Annotated in this window: 13 protein-coding genes and 1 pseudogene; 6 read left to right on the forward strand and 8 right to left on the reverse strand. The window is 55.5% G+C overall.

Annotation, left to right across the window (positions count from 1 at the left end; genetic code table 11):
* Positions 1-128: 128 nt before the first annotated feature.
* Positions 129-1,490 carry a purine-cytosine permease family protein gene (locus tag ACTX90_RS16100; protein WP_443442421.1) on the forward strand — a complete coding sequence of 454 codons (1,362 nt, stop codon included), beginning with the start codon at positions 129-131 and terminating at the stop codon, positions 1,488-1,490.
* A 92-nt stretch (positions 1,491-1,582) separates the two neighbouring features.
* Here ACTX90_RS16100 and ACTX90_RS16105 read toward each other — a convergent pair whose 3' ends face one another.
* From ACTX90_RS16105 to ACTX90_RS16130, 6 genes and pseudogenes are all read right to left on the reverse strand, one after another.
* Complete coding sequence (locus ACTX90_RS16105) at positions 1,583-4,735, reverse strand: DEAD/DEAH box helicase (protein WP_443442422.1); 3,153 nt, start codon at positions 4,733-4,735, stop codon at positions 1,583-1,585.
* Positions 4,736-4,970: 235 nt separating this feature from the next.
* Positions 4,971-6,263 carry a 5-methylcytosine restriction system specificity protein McrC gene (locus ACTX90_RS16110; protein ID WP_443442423.1) on the reverse strand — a complete coding sequence of 431 codons (1,293 nt, stop codon included), beginning with the start codon at positions 6,261-6,263 and terminating at the stop codon, positions 4,971-4,973.
* Positions 6,260-7,372 carry an AAA family ATPase gene (locus ACTX90_RS16115; protein ID WP_443442424.1) on the reverse strand — a complete coding sequence of 371 codons (1,113 nt, stop codon included), beginning with the start codon at positions 7,370-7,372 and terminating at the stop codon, positions 6,260-6,262. Before ACTX90_RS16115 ends, ACTX90_RS16110 begins: the two co-directional genes overlap by 4 nt.
* 580 nt (positions 7,373-7,952) lie before the next feature.
* Positions 7,953-10,091 (reverse strand): Eco57I restriction-modification methylase domain-containing protein, encoded by a 2,139-nt coding sequence (locus ACTX90_RS16120; protein ID WP_443442425.1) that lies wholly within the window; start codon positions 10,089-10,091, stop codon positions 7,953-7,955.
* Positions 10,088-11,245 (reverse strand): DNA adenine methylase, encoded by a 1,158-nt coding sequence (locus ACTX90_RS16125; protein ID WP_443442426.1) that lies wholly within the window; start codon positions 11,243-11,245, stop codon positions 10,088-10,090. The genes ACTX90_RS16120 and ACTX90_RS16125 overlap by 4 nt, the downstream gene beginning before the upstream one ends.
* Positions 11,246-11,545: 300 nt before the next feature.
* Positions 11,546-12,573, reverse strand: a pseudogene (locus tag ACTX90_RS16130) (IS256 family transposase); the annotation flags it as partial.
* 258 nt (positions 12,574-12,831) lie between these two features.
* Here ACTX90_RS16130 and ACTX90_RS16135 point away from each other — a divergent pair.
* The gene (locus ACTX90_RS16135; protein ID WP_443442427.1) at positions 12,832-13,458 is read left to right on the forward strand and encodes a helicase associated domain-containing protein; all 627 of its coding nucleotides are present in this window, start codon (positions 12,832-12,834) and stop codon (positions 13,456-13,458) included.
* A gap of 489 nt (positions 13,459-13,947) precedes the next feature.
* On the opposite strand, the gene ACTX90_RS16140 is transcribed toward ACTX90_RS16135, so the two are convergent.
* Positions 13,948-14,091, reverse strand: a complete 144-nt coding sequence (locus ACTX90_RS16140; protein WP_443442428.1) for a hypothetical protein — start codon at positions 14,089-14,091, stop codon at positions 13,948-13,950.
* Between the two features lie 644 nt (positions 14,092-14,735).
* Between ACTX90_RS16140 and ACTX90_RS16145 the strand changes: the two genes are divergently transcribed.
* The gene (locus tag ACTX90_RS16145; protein ID WP_047120321.1) at positions 14,736-14,993 is read left to right on the forward strand and encodes a hypothetical protein; all 258 of its coding nucleotides are present in this window, start codon (positions 14,736-14,738) and stop codon (positions 14,991-14,993) included.
* Between the two features lie 12 nt (positions 14,994-15,005).
* A complete protein-coding gene (locus ACTX90_RS16150; protein WP_443442429.1) occupies positions 15,006-15,869 on the forward strand; it encodes an FHA domain-containing protein in 864 nt (287 codons plus the stop codon).
* Between the two features lie 603 nt (positions 15,870-16,472).
* Here ACTX90_RS16150 and ACTX90_RS16155 read toward each other — a convergent pair.
* Complete coding sequence (locus ACTX90_RS16155) at positions 16,473-18,134, reverse strand: formate--tetrahydrofolate ligase (protein ID WP_443442430.1); 1,662 nt, start codon at positions 18,132-18,134, stop codon at positions 16,473-16,475.
* 291 nt (positions 18,135-18,425) lie between these two features.
* Between ACTX90_RS16155 and ACTX90_RS16160 the strand changes: the two genes are divergently transcribed.
* Positions 18,426-19,343: an LLM class flavin-dependent oxidoreductase gene (locus tag ACTX90_RS16160; RefSeq protein WP_443442431.1), complete on the forward strand. Its 918-nt coding sequence runs from the start codon at positions 18,426-18,428 to the stop codon at positions 19,341-19,343.
* A 76-nt stretch (positions 19,344-19,419) separates the two neighbouring features.
* The gene (locus tag ACTX90_RS16165; RefSeq protein ID WP_443442432.1) at positions 19,420-20,100 is read left to right on the forward strand and encodes an HD domain-containing protein; all 681 of its coding nucleotides are present in this window, start codon (positions 19,420-19,422) and stop codon (positions 20,098-20,100) included.
* The last annotated feature ends 6 nt before the right edge of the window (positions 20,101-20,106 follow it).

The raw sequence follows: 20,106 nt of genomic DNA on the forward strand, positions 1-20,106 counted from the left end.
CCCGGACGTTCTCTGTTCCCCGCCGGCTCCGGCAGTTTTTCCTTGCACCACCCACATCAGGCCCAGGCCATACTCGCGCACTCGCTTCGGGATGTGATGGCTCACGCCATATTCAAAGGAGAAGTTCTATGTCAGCAAACTCGTCCACGGATCTTCCCGAGATGGAGCAATCCGCCTCGACGAAGATGAGCGCAGGCTCGCTGTCCATGGCCTGGTACGGACTGGTTTCGGCCATGTTCTTCATTTACATCGGGGCATCGCTCGCCCAGGCCTACGGCACCATCGATACGCTCATCGGCCTGGCCATCACGATTGTCATCTACGGCGCCATCAACCGCATCCTCGCAGGCTACGCGCTGCGCAGCGGGCTGACGGTCGCCCAGTTCTCCCGCACGCTGCTGGGCCGCAAGGGCGCGGTCCTGGCCACCCTGATCTTCGCCGCCACCGCCATCTACTATGCGGTCTTCGAAGGAGCCATCCTGGGCTACGCATTCCAGGCGCAGTTCGGCGGACCGATTCAGCTTTGGTACGCGCTGGTGGTGCTCTACACCCTGCCGCTGATTGCCGGAGGCATCCAGCGCTGGCTGGACAAGATCAACGGCTGGCTGCTGCCCATCTACTGGGGCGGCCTGCTCACCGCGGTCATCTGGGCATCCATCGCCCACCCGGGCGGCAGCTCCTGGTTGACCCACTCCACCGGTCCCCTGCCCTTCACTGCCGGCGGCCCCGGCTGGCTGGCCACCTGCGCAGCCTTCATGGGTGTGTGGATCCTGATGATGTACACCGTGGACTTCGCCTCGCTGGGACGTGCCAAGGACATCAAGGTCCACGAGCGCTACACCTTCGGCTGGCTGTTCTACACCCTGGCCTTCGGCGCCAACTCGCTGATCGGCATCTACCTGACCTTCACCATCCCAGGTGCCGAAGCCACCGAAACCGGCGTCGCCGGTGCACTGGTGCAGCTCATGGGCCCGCTGGGCCTGCTGGTTATCTTCGTTTCACAGACCCGCATCAACACTGCGAACTACGCCCTGGGCATTTCCAACCTGAAGGAATTCGGCGCCCGGGCATTGGGGCTGAAGCTGCCGAGCCTGGCCTGGGTGTTCATCGGCGCAGTCATCATCTACCTGCTCATGCTGCTGCCTGTCGTGCAGTACCTGCTGCTGGCGCTGTCCTGGCAGGGCGCATTGGTCACCGGCTGGGTCGCCATCGCCCTGGTGCACATCCGCTACGAGAAGAAGTTCTCGCTCCAGCCGGACAGCCCGAACCTGCCTGACCGCACGTTCCCGGCATTCAACGCCGCCGGCGTCAGCGCTTGGGTCATCTCCGCAGCGGTGGGCATCGCCATGGTCCAGTCGGGCAGCGCATGGGGCGCGAACGTGGGTGTCTTCATCACCCCGGTCTTGGCCGCCACCATCTACTTGATCTGGAATCCGGGTGCGCGGGCCATGCGGCACCACGATGCATTGGCATCGGTGAAGCAGCTGTAGGAAACACACGAGTGGAGAAGTCGGTGTCGTGTGGTGCGTTCAATGATTGCACCCCACGGCACCGTTTTGGTTCTAACGCAATAGTTTGATCATCAACGTGCGACCGCGTTTGCCGCTGTGAACACGCTGACCGGCATTTCTCGCTGTAGTTTCCAGGTGATGGCTATCGGTTTGCTTCCTTGATGATTGACGTAGTCAACGCTGCCCAAGCAAGTGAATGGGACGACCAGCCCATCTTCCTCCGCAACATCACGGGTAAACAGCAGAATGTGCGATCCATGCGACTTTCGATCTAAGTAGCGCTTACCCGTCGGGCTGGTAGGCGCCGTCGCATTCTGCGATTCCCAATGAAAGATCCGCGGGCTTATCGCGTAGTCCTTGTACAGCGTATTCGGGTTATGGACCGCTTCATTTTTGTTCAGGGTTACGAATAGGACGTCTGTACTTGTCTGGCGGCACCAGGCAACGCCTTCACGGTGGTTGTTGACACCTTTTCCTAGTTCTAAGGAACCATAGCCTAGTGCTGCGAGCACCTCCGAGCGCCAATACGTTGCATGGGAGCAGAGAGGAATCTGTTGCAACCCCAAAGGCAATCCCTTCGGTGCATGCGGGCTCCGGGAGACGCCACGCTTAAAAGCCGCACGCAGTTCTCGAACGAGATACCCATAGGCTCGGATTCGATCCAGACCCTCGTCATAAGAGGCATGTCCTCCTCCATCGTCCCAAAACATGAAAAAGAGCATTCTGGCAAAAGTCTGATCCCGCTCGCTCAGTTGTTCATAGCGTGGTGATTCAACAGACAGCAGTTCGGAATACGCTTTAGCCCGTTCTGCATCATCAACGTGGAGCAAAGACGTTACCCTCTTCAGTAACTCCTTTTCTTCATCTTGTTGCGCGGGACCGAAATTATCTAGATCGTCTTCCCACGGTGAGCGACCTGCTACCAGTCCCGCACGGCGGACAAGAGCCGTCCAGGAATCCCCCGTCTTACGGTAGACATCCTTGAGATCCCGGCCCGATGCTTCGAGGTAGTCGTCTACCTCGAGCAGTCCGTAAGACTTGATTTCTCGAACCAGTGCTGGCTTGTTGAGCTTAAGTTGGGAACGAATGTTGTCCAGCACGATGGTGCGCGCGACCCTATCAAGCATGAGTTGACATCCCGAGGGCAGTCCCGGTGCACCATCGTCAATGACACGTTCCAGCTTCTTGCGCGTAACGTCCAACAGGGCACGGTATTTGACGTCGAAGCGGAACTCCCTGCGTTGCTGGCCAATGAAGTCCAGCACAGTAAGCACGGCCTTGTCGTCGGCTCGGCGCAGGCCCCGGCCTAGTTGCTGAAGGAAGATAGTTGAGCTTTGAGTGGGGCGTAGAAGGAGGATTGTGTCGATCTCTGGCACATCCAGTCCTTCGTTGAAAAGATCGACGGCGAAGATACAGTTCAGTTCGCGGGCACGCAACTTGGCCAATGCTCCCTCACGTTCGTCGGTTCCTGAGTTTCCGGAAACCGCTACCGAGGGAATGCCGGCCTCGTTGAAAACCTTCGCCATGTACTGCGCGTGTTGTACAGAGACGCAGAAGCCCAGCGCGCGCATCATTGAAGTACTGAGCACCTTATCGCGAAGCTCGTTAATAATCTTCAATGCACGCATGTCGTTGCCCGTGTAGATGTTGCTCAGCTGATCCAGGTCATACGAGCCGCGCTTCCATTCGATCGCACTGAGGTCAACATCATCCGCTACTCCAAAGTAGTGGAAGGGAACTAAGAGGTCTGCGTCCAGGGCATCCCACAAGCGCAGCTCGGAAGCTATCCGACCGTCGAAGTAAGTGTCCGCAACATTGACACCATCACCACGTTCGGGCGTTGCTGTCAGCCCTAATAGCTCAACGGGTTCCAAGTGTTCAATGAGCTTGCGGTAGGAAGAAGCCTCTGCATGATGGAATTCGTCGATCACTACAACGTCGAATGCACGAGAGTCGATCTTGTCGAGTCCGAGTGCAGCCAGTGATTGGACACTGGCAAATACGTGTTTCCATGCAATCGGCTTTTGGCCATCGACAAACATTTCACCAAAGGAGCCCGTGCCCAAGACCTTGCGGTATGTTTTCAGCGATTGTTCGAGAATTTCCTTGCGGTGTGCCACGAACAGGAGCGTGAGTTCCCGACCTGCGGCTTCGCAGAGTCGCTTGTAGTCCAGAGCTGCCAGGACTGTCTTGCCGGTTCCCGTCGCGGCAACCACCAGGTTTTGATGCTCGTTGCGGTTGGTACGGGCAGCATCGAGTTCTTCAAGCATTTCCTTCTGGTGCAACAGCGGGGTCACTTCTAACCCTGTGGAGCCGAGCATGCGTTCCGCCGTTGTTCCGCCGGCACGACACAACGCTGCATCCAGGCGTTCAGCGTCGGTATCTGGGTTGTAGGGAACAAAAGCGTTGTTTTCCCAATAGCTGTCAAAAGTCAGCGCAAACTTTTGTAGCAGTCCAGGTGTCGCCACACCTGAGAGCCGAACATTCCATTCGAGCCCGTCGAGCAGTGCAGGCCTGCTGAGGTTGGAGCTTCCCACATATGCAGTATCAAAACCGGAATTTCGGTGGAACATCCAAGCCTTAGCATGTAACCGCGTCGCATTGGTCTCATAGTTGATTCGCACTTCCGCGCCGAATCTACGCACGAGCTCGTCGATTGCATAGCGTTGGGTCGCTCCCATATAAGTAGTGGTTATAACGCGAATAGGAATGCCGAAGTCTTTGAGCTCTTGAAGCGACTCGGAAAGTAGCCGCAGTCCTTCCCATTTGATAAAAGCACATAAGAGGTCCACCCGATTAGCTGAGGACAGCTCGGCCCGTAGTTCGGCGGCAAGTTGTGGATCCTCACGGCTGTTCGTGAGCAAAGCCGCAGCACTCAGCGAAGTTTGCGGCCGCTTAAAAGTTCGCATGCGGATGCCAGAATCCTTCTTGAGCTCCATCAGTTTCTGAGGGCCGGATAATACATTGTCGGTGTCCCCGACTATCTCAAGGATCTTATTCGACATCGCGATCATCTGACTCGGCTTCAACGCACCAAGCCGGGCTTCGATCGCACGTCCAAGGTACCGAGCCAATTCAGTCGGGGCTTCATCCTCAGCCACGGGTTCGACTAACTGACTGTAACCGATCAGTTCTTGGATTTGTTTAGCTAAGCTATTGGTAATTAAACTTTCGAAAATTCCTTCACCGAAGTCAAAATTGCTACCTACGCCGCAGTTATCCATCTAGACAGGCTACCCGACGTCAACGACACTTTCGGATAATGTAACGTCAGATTGTTATCGTGCCTAGAATTAAATGCGAGTTATTCGCCGATGTATGATTGCTGCAAGTATGGATAGCTCTAAGAATTATGACAGCAGAAACATTTACTTGATCGTTGACGTTCGAACTAAAAAGTCACCAGTTTCCTCAACAGATTTGAACTCTCCTTCAACGATAAGACATGATCTCTTAGCGCTAGGTTAACGGAGCGCAATCTGCGACGAGGGCCCGCCGCGCCCCTGCAACTATCTCCTCGAAACCTCTACGACTAGAGATTCCCTGAATTTGAACTTCGAAACCTCTAATCACACTTTTACCCACTGTGACTCTGTCGAATTCAGACCATTCTCCGAGTGGTTGATCAACAACAGACTGAGTAGAAGGGTATAGGAGCATGATGTCGTCAACGTTTGCCGCGGTAAGAAACGCCAGCGACTCATACACATCACTTGAATTGATGCTGGGGTTTTTTCCGACCCGTGTCTTGTATTTCGCGTCGAGAAGAAACTCTACTGTTCTATCTTTCAACGGCGAGATATCCGGGGTGGTATAGATAGGTTCTTTACCTTCATCTCCGCGATGACCGAGCAGCCAGCGCTTCTGCCCAACTACTTTGTGGTCGATCAATGCCCTTTTGGCCACTTCCTCGCACAGAGATTGCCACGCTGACCAAGTTGACAACACAAATCCGGGTCCCGTGAATGTCCCCCCTTTGAGGTCCAGGCCGAGACCTTCCACAACAAGTCGCGCCAGATCGTACGCATGTTGCATTGAGCTATGACGCTGTGGAAGCGGCGGAAAAACAGCTGGAGGTGGGAGCTGTTTCCCTAAGGTGTGGGACAGCATCTTCAACTGTGCCTGTGTGTCGCCGTCCGCGACCTCAGGGATGAGTATCCTCACCGCTGCGGCGAGAACCGCATTATAGGGGTTTTGCTGAACTAGTTCCAGCCTCGACATCCGAAAGCCATCAGGTTCAGGCAAGAAGAGGGATTCCCATTCGACATCACCATCAATGGCATAGTCGGCCTGTTGCACACGTTTGTAGCCGCGTATTGGCCGACGCTGGTATTCGGCGTAGAGGTTTAGGAATGATCGCGCGATCAGCGTCGCAAGGTCCCCACGGTCTTGTGCTCCAGCAGAGATATCGTCATGCACTAGTAGATGCCCGGTTTTAACTAAGACTGCGAGAAGGAAAAAATCCAGACGCCATGAAGCGTTTAAGGGCTCTAGGAACTTGGGCACGACCTCAAGCTCGACCTGCGAGTTGAGACGCAAGAGTCCTGCTATACCGTCCACTCTCCAAGCGCCGTTTGAGGATACGGTGATCGGGTCCTTTTCATATCCTAGGAGTCTTGTGATGTGGGTGTTAAGATCACGAAGTTGGAGCATGACCCTATCACTCGAAATATTGCAGAGTTTCGCGATCTCGGCAGTCGTATTGGGGCGCACCCGTAGTTCCTGAAGAACGATCCGTTCGATTTTACTCACTCTTTGGAGATGAGATTTAGCAGCTTGTAGAGCTGATCAGCTGTCGGCCGGGTGGGGCCGTTGATTCGTCTCACGGTCTGCCCAGCAAAGAGCTCCTCTTCCATCGAGTATGGGCTCTGTGAGTTCTCTGCCTGAAGGACATCTGATATAGCACGTGTATTCCCGAAGAAAACCTCATCAATGTGTGCTCGCAATGTCGCCCATGCCGCGGCAATGTACTCCTGTGCAAAGCCAACCGAGTTTAGGTCTACTTCTGCATGCATTAGAGCACCATGTCCAAGTTGGTACGCCTGCCCTCGACCTAGAAGAATCTGCCTGTTGATCTTAGGAAATGCCTGAGCAAGTGCTTCATAGTAGTCCTTAGCGCTAGTGGGCGCCGATGGGAGGACTCCCGGGGTTGTAGGAAGACCGAGGTGCGCTCGAAGTGTTCCCAGATCAGGTTCAAGACGGTGTAGGTGAAAGCGTCGAAGAAAAGCAACGTCAAGTGGCTCGACACTCGTGTCGGCTTCATTCATGGCTGCAAGCACATACAAGTCATGGGGAAGAGCAAAAGCTTCATGCTCGCCGGCGTCACCCAGTATCTCAAAGTATTGCGTGCTTGGCGTGTCATTACCATTGGTGGGGATACGCTTGTCTGCCTCGAGCCCAACAAGAGCACTGCCGAAGGCCGCGACTGCGGGGCCTCGGTTTATCTCGTCGATTATTACGAGAGCGGCCTGGCCAGCCACTTTGGCATGCAAGGATGCCCTATAAAAAGTACCTTTGGTCACCTCAAAAACACCGGGTTCCGAAACTTTGGGCACAAGGCCGCGCATAAAGTCACGGTATTTTGTATTTTGGTCAAATACCGTCTGAAACACTACCCGATCGTCAATTTGGTTAGGACTCGGGAACCATGCCGGGATAGGGCCTCGGGCTGGAGGGAGCGGGATTCGCGCGGCAGGTGCCGAACCTGTCGTCCCCTGGTCCCACGTGAAAAGTTCTCGAACCAGATTAAGTAAGCGTGATTTGCCAGTTCCGGGTGGGCCGGCAATAATCACGTTCTTACGTGTAGCCAGGGCCTTCAATACTGCTTCGGCGTCGGCCTCGATGTTACTTTGAATCTGCATGACAGTACCTCGTCCCGTTGCTGAAGTCATAATAACCCAGTGCTGGAGCCTGCAGCTTTGACCTCGTTCTGTTCTTGTCATTGGTAGAGGACGAACAGCCAAGGACCACTGACTTAAGTTCCGGGGCCCAGACGTTAGCCTTGAGGTCGTTTTCGTAGGCATATTCGCAGCGGACGATTCCATCGCTGAACTGTATTAGTAGAACGAACACCCTACCGCTGTCGGTTCGAGGCAGCTGTCCACCAAGGGCAGGACTCTTGTGAATCTTAGAGATTCTACTTTCGGTCCTCCGTGAAGCGGTCGGAGGCCAATACTCAAGCTGTGTTTTCTGCAGTCGTTCATTTGAATCGAGATACATGACGTCCCCGATCCTGATATCCTTTCCACCGCGCCCGACAGCGTCTTTGTTAAATATCTGTCGCAGGACAGCGTCGAATGCCCTCGCAGGGAATCGAAGGTCCCGTGCACCTCCCCCTGTTTGCGCATCATTAGATTCCGCGAGCAATTTGCGCATATCACCGTCGACAATTTCCTTGAATACAACAAGGATCGGGCGTGGTTCTGTTGTCAAAATGCTCCTTTATACGTACTCAGCTGGGATATATGGCATAGCGCCTTGTTCCTGAGCATATTTTAGACGGAGGCCACTGGCATGTTGGACTTCGTGAAGTTTGGCCAGTTCAGCAAGTACGGAATCCTGTGTGATGGTGGATTTATCCTCACCAAATAGAGGCGGTTGGCCTCGGTCGAGAAGAGGGAAATCCCGGAGCACGACTTCCATGTCCTCGAGACTAAGCGACCAGACCGAAGCCACGAGGGCATCAATACGGGCTCGCCGCTGTCCGAGATCCCAAAGACTAACTTCTGGGTCACCTTCAGCGGCTGAGATGCTTCGTGCTAGTTGCACTAGTTCTTTACCAATCGCTGAATCCTCATCCAGCTTCGGTAACGGGAGTGAGTTAAGGAGGAAAAAGTTGACCGTCGTCGTCACGAGGCGCCGCATCATCCAGTCCACAACGAGAGAATTTGTCAGTGCTAGAAATAGGTCTTCCCGATCGGCGTTTCCATCAGCAAACACGAGCGTTGGGACCTTGTTTCCGCAAGAGACCCCAGCCGGAATTCTGGCTAGAAGCAGGGATCGTTCATTCGTTTGTCCTGTTATGTCACAGAATCCGATCCTGCTTCGGGCAGCTCTCTCCGCGGACGCTGGGTGGATCGTGCTCGGCTGGATGTACCATTGGGGCTTTAGTGTGGCTTTCCCGGTTGGTTCAGGTCGCCAAATCGCGGCACGCCCTTCTCCACTCTGATAGGTTTTGGCACGCCATCGGTAATGGGAAATGTGACGCCCTTCCAAGAGCGGGAGGGATTCATTGTCCGGTGTGCGCTTGAACTTCTTCTTATCGAGCGTCATATCGACTTCACGTCGGTACGTCGGGCGCCAAGGCCCAGTCGGGTCACCGATGGAGATGGAATTCTTAGCTAACCGAGCAAACAATTCCCACTCGTCTGAGGTCCTAACCTCGGGAATGGATAGGTCGTTACGCACAGCGTGGAGCTCGGATCTAGAAATACTGACCGATTCGTTAGGCAATACCCCAGTCCGGTCAGCAACCTTGAGATTGATCGGCAGGTGGTTATCCCCACCGACACGTGCAACCATGGTCAAGAACTTAAACCGCGTATCGATAGCAAAATGGCGCGCACGATTCTCAATGACAGAGATAGACAGCTCGCGTGCCGATCGGATGAGTTCACGTCGTAATGTCTCGGTCCCCTGCGATCGGATAAGTCCAGCGGGGAGTATCATTGCAAGAATGCCGTCTTCGGCAGCAAGCGCCAAGCCAAGTTCAAGGAATAACTTGTACAGGTCATGCTCGCCCTTACCTTGAAAGCGAGTTCCCATTGCAACTTGCTCGATATAGGAGAGTAGGTTAGCTCTCGAGTGGGTCAGGTCAATCTCGTCTTTGTAGCGTTGGCCATAGTGCCGAACCTGGCCAAGCTCCGTCGCGAGTTCGTGACGTGAAACCTTCAGTTTCTCCCATGGTGGGTTCCCGATGACTAGCGCTGCACCCTTAGGTACCAGCTCTGCCCAGGTATTACGACTTCTCAGACTATCCTGCCGGAATAGACGACTAGCAAAACCGTATACAGCGTCAAGGTCCGCGGTGAGACTCGCGACAGAGAGAAGTGCACCTCGGAGCGCTCGGGCTGAGAGATCAGCCCCTGTCAGTTGCTCGCGGATAACGTGGTTACGTTTCGCGCCTGGTTGCAGTGTCATAGCTGCTGCCGCCAGGAGCACACCAGAGCCGCATGCAGGATCAATCCAAAGCCCGTCAGTGCGAACCATTGGGACGCTCTGAGCGGCAAGCTGTTCCGCTAGCCTCCAGTCTGTGTAATATGCTCCGCTTTTTCGCTGCTGAGCAGACGGGAGTACTTCACGACTTAGTGCCGACAGCGCCAACGAGACTGGAATTGGAGTGGCAGCGATACTGGCGCGCAGCTTGTCTGCCCATGGATGAGGGTCGCTATGAAGCTCAGGACGGCTTTGCTGGTTACGCTCCCAAAATTCTTCTAGGTTCCAGCCACCTACTGCTGAGGCCACGGTCTCGAGTATTGTCAGGCGAGCATCGCTCAGTTCCGCGGAGGGACAGACTTCAGTGGCAGCCTGGTCTAGCAATGTATTCGCAAAAAGTAGGTGGTTCTGTTCCAGACTTCTCACGCAGAAACCGCCGAATTATTCTCAAGAGGACCCACCATGTTCAATTCAAGGGGGATAATTTCTATAACGTACTCGTCGACAGTATTCCCCGACGCCGAGGCTTGCGCATTCGGACGGTAGCGACCAATGGTCTTGATCTCATGCACGGTGACTTGGCCAGCCTCAGATAGAGAATTCACTAGACGGTCTTTGGCTACATGGCCTTCCGTACTATAGCTCAAGAGTATCCGCCGGGCTCTAGTTCCAAGGATAAGGCTAGTTAGAGCATCTAGGGCTCGCGTCTTATAGCAATAATCAGAAGCTTTTTCCTGCCATGGACGGAGCCCAGTAACTCCAGAGACCTCAGGTTCATCACCAGCGTGAATGGTTTCCAGTAAATGGTAGTACGCGCCGTACTGGCGCTTAGTATAGGGTGGATCATAATAAACAGTGTCTAGCTCTGTTGTTTGGAGTTCAGAAACGTCTCCAATAACGGCCTTGAAATCTGTATTTCGCGAAGGAAGTTTACGAGGCTTTACAGTCACTGCTTTGAGAGCAGACGGTGTCCATCGTTTAAGGAAGCATCCGTACGTTCCTGAGATATTAGCCACGCTGTTCGCTGCTTGCATCAGATCAGCAAGCAGGAGTTGTTGTTCCGTCCAAGTGAGCATGCCATCGTTAGACCACTTCCGGATTTGGTTCCGCATCGAGTCTAGGCGTACAGCGTTCGTTTCGGTGAAGTAACGGCGCTCTACGTCCCCGAAAATCCCTGATGCGGGACTATATTGGGCGTGAATGAAGCCTGGAGTTTCTTTAGCCTCATTGAGGCAAGCCAGAGTCTTGTTATATCCACCCAGTGAAGCAAAAGGTACATTTTGGCTGCCGACGATTGCTCCCACACTCATCGCCACGGCAGATGGAAGAGAGTCGTTGACAGTTACATCCCAGCCTCTATCAGCTGCCGCCGATGCCACTGATCCGGTTCCGCTGAAGGCATCAACAAACCGTCCAGATATCTCGTCTCCCGCGAGATCCAAAATGGTTTCCGCAACACGTGCTTTGCTCCCGATGTAGCGAACGCCCACGCACTCCTCCTCTGTTCCTGCCGCTCGAACATCTCTGATTGAGAAATTGAGGGCAACGTCTAGTTTATCGCTCAGCAGTTCTTGTCCCACCCTCCACGCTACTGAGTGGACGTGTAGAGGCTCACTAAGAGAACCGAAATCTTGTTCCCTCTGTCTTATAGGTTGCCAGTCTTCTCCGACAACTTCACCCAAGGATGCCTCCCGAGACTTCTGGCAAGTAGTCTTATACGGTCACACGGGCATCTTTGATTTGCAACTGCAGTGCAGGATGCCGTCCTGAAAAATATTCATCGTTCAGTGGAACCGAAGAGTTTTCGGAGTTTCGTGTGTCTTACTTGTCGGCATCTATGATCTTTGTTGGTTTATCGTGTAAATGATCTTGCAAAGCTATGGCGAAAACTCCAGGAACGGGGTGAACCGTTCCCACGCGTTGCGCCACGTCTCCACCGCCGACGGATACTTCTGCCCCAGCTTGGACGCTTCGAAATCATCCAATGCCTTGCGTGCTGATTCGATGTTCGGTGCTGTGCAAGTACATTTCAGCTACGCACTGACGACCTCGCGGTCGCCGTAGGAAGCGAACCAGTTAGCCGCGCGGACAGGTGTACCACGCAGGTCTGCACGGTCATCCTTGAGTAGCTCGATTCGATCGTCTCCGGGAAGCCAGTAAGGCTGTCGTTGCTTGCGATCAATGCGTCTTTAACACCGCAGTTGGCCAGTTGTGCACAGACTTGCGCCCAAAACTTCGCGCCTTCATTATCCGTTGGCGCGGCTTTGTTGCACATCTATTGTCTGCCATGAATCTTGGCCAAGAGCACAACCAAATACAGGATAGGGCATAACTCTTCGAACTGGCGTTCCAGCTATGCGGAGGCTTCTTTGAGCACTTCGTCTATGATCTTGCTGATGGTGTCGTGTAACAGCTGGGTGCCAACCGTGGTTTCCAGGTGATTGGCGATATCCCGGACGGTCATGCCGCCGGCATAGATATAGATGATCATTTCATTCGGGTCACCGGTGCGAGGCAGGCCTTTGAGGCAGCAAGATTCGCGTGAAGGTGCCAGCCCGGTCATGTGGAACCTGCAGATCGGAGTCCCCTTCCGATCGCGGGCACGGATGGCGGATAGGACTCATTGCGGGAGCTTGGGAGGAACCTACCGTGGCCTTCGACTTGCTCATGGCCCAGGTGGCTGCTCAGCTCGGATTTCAGGCCGCGTTCCAGGCCTGCGCGAATAATCAGATGAACGAATCCCATCATTGACTTCAAGCTGGACTTCGCTATGGATGCTAAGGCCTATCAGCCCATCAAAGGACCCCGCGCCATTGACGGCGCCCATGGAGCTGTGAATAGCGATCTTCTCGACGAAGTCAGGGTTGTTTTTCACGCTCTGTTCAACCGGCTCTTTCTGGGTAGCCATATCAAGTTTTCCTAGTCTCTTTCTCCCAATAGATTAGGGAGCTTGCACAATCAATTCGGCACACTCCTCTCGGATCCAACCCAGTTCGATCTCAATGAACGGCGCTGAGAAACGTTTCGTGATTCGCCCATCTCAAGATCAAGAGAGTCGCTGATCGTAGTTACTTTTCAGAACAACTTGCCACTGTGACCCGCAACATCACTAACTCAGAAATGACTAGCACTTCAGATCCAGAGCTATGTATATTAGCGTTTACTCATGACTGGTTGGGACATCTCAAGGCACCCAGAGTGGGACATGATGTACGCAGCAGGACTCACTGCGCGGGAGATTGCTGATCTATGCCATCAGAGCGTAGCCACTGTACATGTACATCTGCGGGTAAGAGAGAAATATACTCCAGGCTTTAAAGCTACGCACCAAGCCGCTCTCAATGAACGCGACCCCGATAGGCCGTCGGCTCGATGGCGAACAAGGCTTAATGAAGTCATTAGCTTTCAAGCGACCCACGATCAGCTACCAAGTCGCGATGGAGACGAACATGAAAAGGCGCTTTTTCGCTGGGTCGCTGTACAACGTCGTGCGTACGAAACAGGACGCATATCTAAGACCAAGGTTGAATTGCTTAAAGATCTTGCCGGCTGGACCGTCAATATTCACCAGAATGAACTTGACGAACTCTGGAAGACGAACCTTGCGAACTTACAAGACTTCATATCGGAGTTCGAAACGATGCCGCGTTACAAAAACTTCACTACAGAACATGAACACACACTTGGTGTATGGCTTCATTGCCAACATCAAAGAAGAGCCGAGCAAAGACTCATTCAGTGGCGGCTTGATGCACTGGATGAGGCCGTTCCAGGGTGGCGAAGCATGATGTAACCACTTGTGAAAAACCATTAGTCAACTAGCTCGGGCATTTCACGAAAATAGGTAGTCATAAGTGGCTTTATCGAAGAGAACGTAACCTGAACGGGGAACATAAGTGTTGCTGGCTCCCTAGATCTCCACCCCCGAAGATTAACTTTTGCAAGCCGATCTACCAACGTTTCTCCGCTATTGAGTTCAATCTCAATCGGTAGGCCCGAGGCTCTCGCACACAAAAATCGGCGGCACCAGTTTCCCATATACGCTAGACTCTTAGCTGAACTGCAGACTTCACTTACCGCGGCTGGTGCGCGCCACAGCGACTCACTGGACTTCAAAAGCTCTCGACTAAATTTTCCATCGAAGTGTCAACGTTCTATTGCGGCGCGTTCGTCGGAGGACCTGGCTACGGCGGTATGTCCCTTGACGCCATCAAGCAAGATCAACTCACGACGGTGACTTCGATCGCCTGCACTCGTGAAAACAGTCGCCCCATTCCCAGCGCTATTGACGATCTGCAAGAACTGCGGACGGCCCGCACTCACTTTCCAGCAGCACGACGTCCAGACACCGATCCAAAGCGATCCCTGAGCCGAGACGCAGTCCCGACACTTGATACTTGACGTCGAAGGTTTTGCGGTTGCTCATGTACGCGGGTTTCAACGGTCAGTGTATGCACGCCGGGCATCACAATGTCTAGGCCCTCGATGGTCCCTAGTTATTAAATTTCGGTGCGACCACAACCGACACTTCCTCCCCACAGCAACTTTGCCGACGGTGTTGTGGTTGCGTCGCCTCGCCGGTAAGTAAGTACTACGGAATGGAGGATAACTCGGCTTGCAAAGAATCTTGGCCAATCCTTGCATGAAGCGCGTTGACCATCCTTGCGCCTCAGAATTCGCAACCGAATAGTCTTATTCCAAATATTTAAATTATCGAGAATTCAGTTATACGAAACGCCTAAATTCGTAAATCTCGATTTTCTAGATAATTTTTCAAGAAACACCGGATTCCCGCTCCATTATGCGTCCACCACCCTTACCTACCCACATAACGACATCCCGCCAAGCCAAGAAAACTCCGAACTTGACTTGTGGATATACATCAAATCCTAAGGTGCGTGACCTCGAACAACATCCGATAAAATCACCCGCAAGATTGGTGACTTTGAAATTTAGATTAATCATTTACCTGACCGCGCGTAGCGGGTAATCTATTTCACACTGGGCCTGGATCCCGCAGCTTCATCCAGTTTTTATGATCATTCTCGATAGCAGAGGAATGTGGGTAGAGTGGACAATTTTAATACGAATAAAGATTTGCCAGTGGAGGATCTGCAAATTGCCGATTGGTCTGATCTCGGCCAACAATTGTGGTCCTACCTGACCGGGCGTGGTGCAGCTGTGAACTACACACTTGTGGACATGATGGTTGAAGTACCGAGAGACATCGGTCCAGATGCACCCCGGGCTACATGGAAGTTCAACGGCACGCTGAGGGTCACTACGAGCGATGACCACTCACTGGGTTCAGATCAGTACCGCGAGTGAACGGGTAGCCTGATGCGCTTCGACATTGACCTGAATTTCACGGTCGACCAGCCACTCGAGGGCACTGATGACTCGGAACAAGTACATGGAACTGTCAAGGCCGAAGGCCGGATCATCCATATCAAAGCCGATTCAGACTCAATATTCCGAGTTTCTAGAGGTGCCAGCCGTCCTGCCCTAGGCCAGCTTGCGCATCGCCTCAAGAACTCTGGAATCCAGATTGTGATTGATGGGCCGAATGGGAATATCGCCACGCTCGGTGACGTCAAGCCCAATTTAACCGGTCGCCTCGCGATGAAATCGAACGCCGTGCGGATTGGTTCAATGAAAAACGTCAAAGGGCTGCTGCAGAAGGATCGAAGGAATGGAAGTCTGGGCATTCCAAGCACCCTGTTTCCGCTGTTCCCCACCTTCCAAAGGAACCAGCGCATGCGGCCTACCACCACGCATTATGCCGATCGCGGCGGTAGGCCGAGGCTCATCTTCGTCAAGGACAGCGAGTCTTGGGATGGGAAAGCGCCGAAGGTGCTCAACCTCGTTGACGACGTCGTGGTCATTGGCAGTGCCCAGGATAGCGGACTGATATTAGAAGGCCTGGAACCTGTCCATGCACGAATCGTCAGGGACGACCTCGACGAATACGTCCTCCAAGCAGTCCATAGGGTTGGGGGAAGCGCAGGGTTGAATGCTGGCCAAGAGTACGTCCTGCGAAGCGGGGCGAGAATCGAGCTTGGAGGCTGGCGGCTGGTTTTCTACCGGGAAGAGTACGCCGATCACGGCCGGCCTTATGGCGGGCGCAATGGCGGAGAACTGGCCTACCAGAGGCCTCAGGTGAATCCGCGTACCGGCATTATCGAGCGCGACTCCACCGATTAGTCGGTCGCAGGCTGCCGCAGATTCTGCGTGGTGTGCGGGAATCCGAACGGCCCGTAGACCAGTCTTCGGCCAACCCGCTGAATTTTGAATGCTCGGGTGGAAACCGCGGCGGCCCGCACAGGCGCGCCGCCGCGGTGCTTCAGAGATGTGATCCATCCATGAAGCGTTGGATACCTGCACGCCGGGCTAGGAATCCGCAAACGGAAACGATGGGAATGGCGTTCGAATTTCTCCGTGTTAGCCAGCTCGTGGCGGTAACAGAAGCACGGGTCAAGAAATCTTCAATGAACGGCTCCCCATGAATACCGAGGTGCTGGAGTGGATGTTTCGGAAGGCTAAGTCAGGGCCAAGCCGTCAGGTAGCTAATGGGTTGATGACTGGCGCTGCCTAGCGGAGACTTGGTCTCCCCCACGAAGTCACCTAGCCTCCAGCACTCGACCAAGTATGCAATCCACAATGATGGGCACAGCAGACGGTCATCGGCCACCCTTGTTATTCACGCTCCGCGCTGCGAGCAACAGGCTATAAGGTCTTTCACCGGCACAGCTAGCTGGTGCAGGATGATGGTCACCCTTGCACAGTGTGGGCTTTGCCAGCACCGGTTTAGGACAGGCCGACCGCGTTTCCGTTCTCGTCCACGTCCATGTGCATGGCGGCAGGCACCTTGGGCAGCCCCGGCATGGTCATGATGGCACCGGTGATCGCCACGATGAACCCGGCTCCGGTCTTCGGAATGAGGTCGCGAACCAGCAGCGTGAAGCCTTCGGGCGCGCCCAGCAGCGTTGGGTCATCCGAGAAGGAGTACTGCGTTTTGGCCATGCACACCGGCAGGTTGTCCCAGCCGTTGGCATGGATCTGTTCCAGCACCCGCTTTGCAGCGGGAGTGTAGTCCACTTCCGCCCCGCCGTAGATCTCCTTCACCACGGTGAGGATCTTCTCCTCTACCGGTTTCTCCAACTCGTACAGCGGGGCGAAATCGCTCGGCGCGTCGATGGCCCGCAACACCGCTGCTGCCAGGTCCCCGGCTCCGGCGCCGCCCTGGCCCCAGACATCTGCCACGGCGCATTCAATGTTGTTTTCCGCGGCCCATTCCGTGACCACGGCCAGCTCGTCCGCGGTGTCCGTGGCGAACTTGTTGACGGCGATGACCGGATGGATCCCGAATTTCCTGACGTTGGAAGCATGCCGGGCTAGGTTCACCATGCCGTCGCGTACCGCTTGCACGTTCTCGCCCTTGAGCTGGTCCTTGGCTACTCCTCCGTGCATTTTCAAGGCACGGATGGTGGCAACGATGACCACGGCGGAAGGGTCGCAGCCGGCATAACGTGCCTTGATGTCCATGAATTTCTCCGCGCCCAGGTCCGCGCCGAAGCCCGCTTCGGTGACCACGACATCGGCCAGCGAGCGTGCGGTGTTGGTGGCGATGGCCGAGTTGCAGCCGTGGGCAATGTTGGCGAACGGCCCGCCGTGGATGAATGCCGGGGTGCCGCCGATGGTCTGGACAAGGTTGGGCTTGATGGCGTCCTTGAGCAGCATGGTCATGGCCCCGGCCGCGCCCAGGTCGTCAACGGTGACCGGCTTCTTCTCATAGGTGTACCCGATGGTCATGCGTCCCAGCCGGTCGCGCAGGTCTTCCAGCCCGGTGGCCAGGCAGAACACCGCCATGACCTCCGAGGCCACGGTGATTTCGAATCCTGCTTCGCGCGGCACGCCCTCGGTCGGGCCGCCCAGGCCGATCACGATATTGCGCAGGGCGCGGTCGTTCATGTCGATCACGCGCTTGAAGGTGATCCTCCGAGGGTCGATCCCCAGGGCGTTGCCGCGGTGCAGGTGGTTGTCGATCAACGCCATCAGCAGGTTGTTCGCGCTGGTGATCGCATGGAAGTCGCCGGTGAAGTGCATATTGATCTCGTCCATCGGCAGCACCTGCGAATACCCGCCGCCGGTGGCACCGCCCTTCATGCCGAAGATCGGGCCCAGCGATGGCTCGCGCAGCGCAATAAGCGTCTTGGCTCCTGCCAAGGACAAGGCGTCGCCAAGTCCCACCACCACGGTGGACTTTCCCTCGCCGGCCGGGGTCGGGGAGATTCCGCTGACCAGGACCACCTTGCCGAGCGCGGCATTGCGGGCAGGAAGATGGGATGGGTCGATCTTGGCCTTGTACCTGCCGTAGGACTCGACAGCTTCTTCCGGGATCCCTGCGGCTTCGGCAATCTGCGCAATTGGCTTGAGCACCGCACGCGAGGCAATAGCAAGATCGCTCATATCGATTTCTGTCGTCTCTGACATCGTGTCCAGCCTGTCTGTCTTCCAATAGTCCGGCAGCTGAGGAAGGCCAAGTTCCTTGGGTATCCTCGATTAATCTTCAAGCTATCATCACTGGGGCTGCAGGTGCTGTCATGGCATGGTGGCGGGTGCCTGACTGTGGTGTCCCTGCCGCGGATGCGGTGGCAACAGGGAGACACAGGTATGCTCATCCACGGACCGGGCGGCCGTGCAATGACCCTTCATACGGCTGTCGAATACAACGAAGAAATTGGCAGGACACAGCGCGGTATGAGACTTTCAATCCTCGATCAAGTTCCGCTCACCGAGCATGCCCCTGATAGCCCTGCCGCGCTGACGAGCGGCTTAGCTCTGGCCCGAGATGCCGATGCGCTGGGATACCACCGCATCTGGTTTGCCGAGCACCACAATTCCCGCTCATTCGCCAGCGCCGCACCTGAAATGATGACTGCGCTGGCGCTTGAACGTACAAGCAGGATCAGGGTCGGTACCGGTGCGATCCTCTTGCCGTACTACCCGGCCCAAAAGGTCGCCGAAACGATGGGACTGCTCTCGGCGGTGCATCCGAACAGGGTCGACACCGGCTTGGGACGGGCGGCGCTGTCAGACCCGAACTATGCCGCAAAGATCGCTGCGCTGGTGCAGGAATTCGGCACGAACCACCCGCAGCCGGACAGCGAACCTGTTGGAGGCGTGTGGGTGCTGGGAGCCGGCGGCTCGTCCGCACCGCTGCCCGGCACGCTGGGCGCCGGATACGTCCATGGCCATTTCCTGCGTCCTACCGGCGGGGAGGTTGCTACCCGCGCCTATCAGGAAGCGGCCGCGCAATCCGGACACGCTGCCCACACCGTCCTGGCGGTCCGCTTCGTCACGGCTGAAACAGAGGAACGGGCCCAGGAACTGGCCGAGGCCCTGCTGCTCTGGCGGGTGCGCAAGGATTTCGGGCACGACGGTCCGATCCCCTCGACCGCCGGCGCCGGGAGCTACCAGTGGAGCGCCCCGGAACGAGCCCGGGCCCAGGAACGCAGCCAAGCACTGATCGTCGGCACCCCGGACAAGGTTTGCGCCCGGCTTCTGGCCTTAGCCGAATCCCACAATGCCGACGAGCTAATGCTCAACACCCTCGTCAGCGACCCGGAGGATCGGCTGAACGCCTACCGGCTGTTGGCAGACCGCCTGATCGGCTGAAACGCCTTGCATCAGGCATCCACTGGATGGAAGGATATTCTTCCCCCTCACGGTTTCTGCTGGCACGATGAGCCCCATGACCAAGCTGCAGCCCCTGGCAAACCACTACGGCCACGATGTCAGCGGATTCATTCCGCCAGCAGAACCCGGCGTCTTTGAACAATTCCCCGTGCTGGAAAGGCTCTGGGAGAAGGCCAAGACCTATCTTGCGGTGCGCAGCAATGACGCCCACACCCTGTATTCGCTTTCGCTCGCTCAGTCGCTGCTCAAGCACCACCCGCAGGCGGATCCGCTGGTGGTGTTGCCGGCCATTCTGCTTCATGACATCGGCTGGTCGCAGGTGGATCCGCAGCTGGTGCTGTCTGCCATCGCGCCGGGAGCCGGCGACAAGGAGTTGGTGCTGCAGCACGAGAAGTTGGGGGCGGAACTCGCCCGGGAACTGCTGCAGGCAGAGGAATTCGATAACAAACGCAGCGAGCGCATCACTTACATTATCGATGGCCATGATTCACGCAAGGATTCCACCAGCTTGGAAGATTCGCTAGTGAAGGACGCCGACAAATTGTGGCGCCTGACCCCGCATGGCGTGGACACCGTGATGGATTGGTTCGGCCTCACCCGCTCCGAAGCCTTCCAGCTGGTCGAGTCCCGGGTCAGCAACCATCTGTTCACCGACGCCGCGCGGTTCATGGCCAGCGCCTTGGTTGCAGTAGAAAGCGCCAACCTCTTCGAGCAGAGGCTGGCGCTTTCAGACTGATCTTAG

Source organism: Glutamicibacter soli, from assembly GCF_052322135.1.
GTDB lineage: Bacteria > Actinomycetota > Actinomycetes > Actinomycetales > Micrococcaceae > Glutamicibacter > Glutamicibacter soli.

Bases quoted from the DNA above. Each gene is read 5' to 3' on its own strand.
- ACTX90_RS16100 (WP_443442421.1), top strand. From the start codon at position 129: ATGTCAGCAAACTCGTCCACGGATCTTCCCGAGATGGAGCAATCCGCC.
- ACTX90_RS16105 (WP_443442422.1), bottom strand. From the start codon at position 4,735: ATGGATAACTGCGGCGTAGGTAGCAATTTTGACTTCGGTGAAGGAATT.
- ACTX90_RS16115 (WP_443442424.1), bottom strand. From the start codon at position 7,372: ATGCAGATTCAAAGTAACATCGAGGCCGACGCCGAAGCAGTATTGAAG.
- ACTX90_RS16135 (WP_443442427.1), top strand. From the start codon at position 12,832: ATGACTGGTTGGGACATCTCAAGGCACCCAGAGTGGGACATGATGTAC.
- ACTX90_RS16140 (WP_443442428.1), bottom strand. From the start codon at position 14,091: ATGAGCAACCGCAAAACCTTCGACGTCAAGTATCAAGTGTCGGGACTG.
- ACTX90_RS16150 (WP_443442429.1), top strand. From the start codon at position 15,006: ATGCGCTTCGACATTGACCTGAATTTCACGGTCGACCAGCCACTCGAG.
- ACTX90_RS16155 (WP_443442430.1), bottom strand. From the start codon at position 18,134: ATGAGCGATCTTGCTATTGCCTCGCGTGCGGTGCTCAAGCCAATTGCG.
- ACTX90_RS16160 (WP_443442431.1), top strand. From the start codon at position 18,426: ATGAGACTTTCAATCCTCGATCAAGTTCCGCTCACCGAGCATGCCCCT.
- ACTX90_RS16165 (WP_443442432.1), top strand. From the start codon at position 19,420: ATGACCAAGCTGCAGCCCCTGGCAAACCACTACGGCCACGATGTCAGC.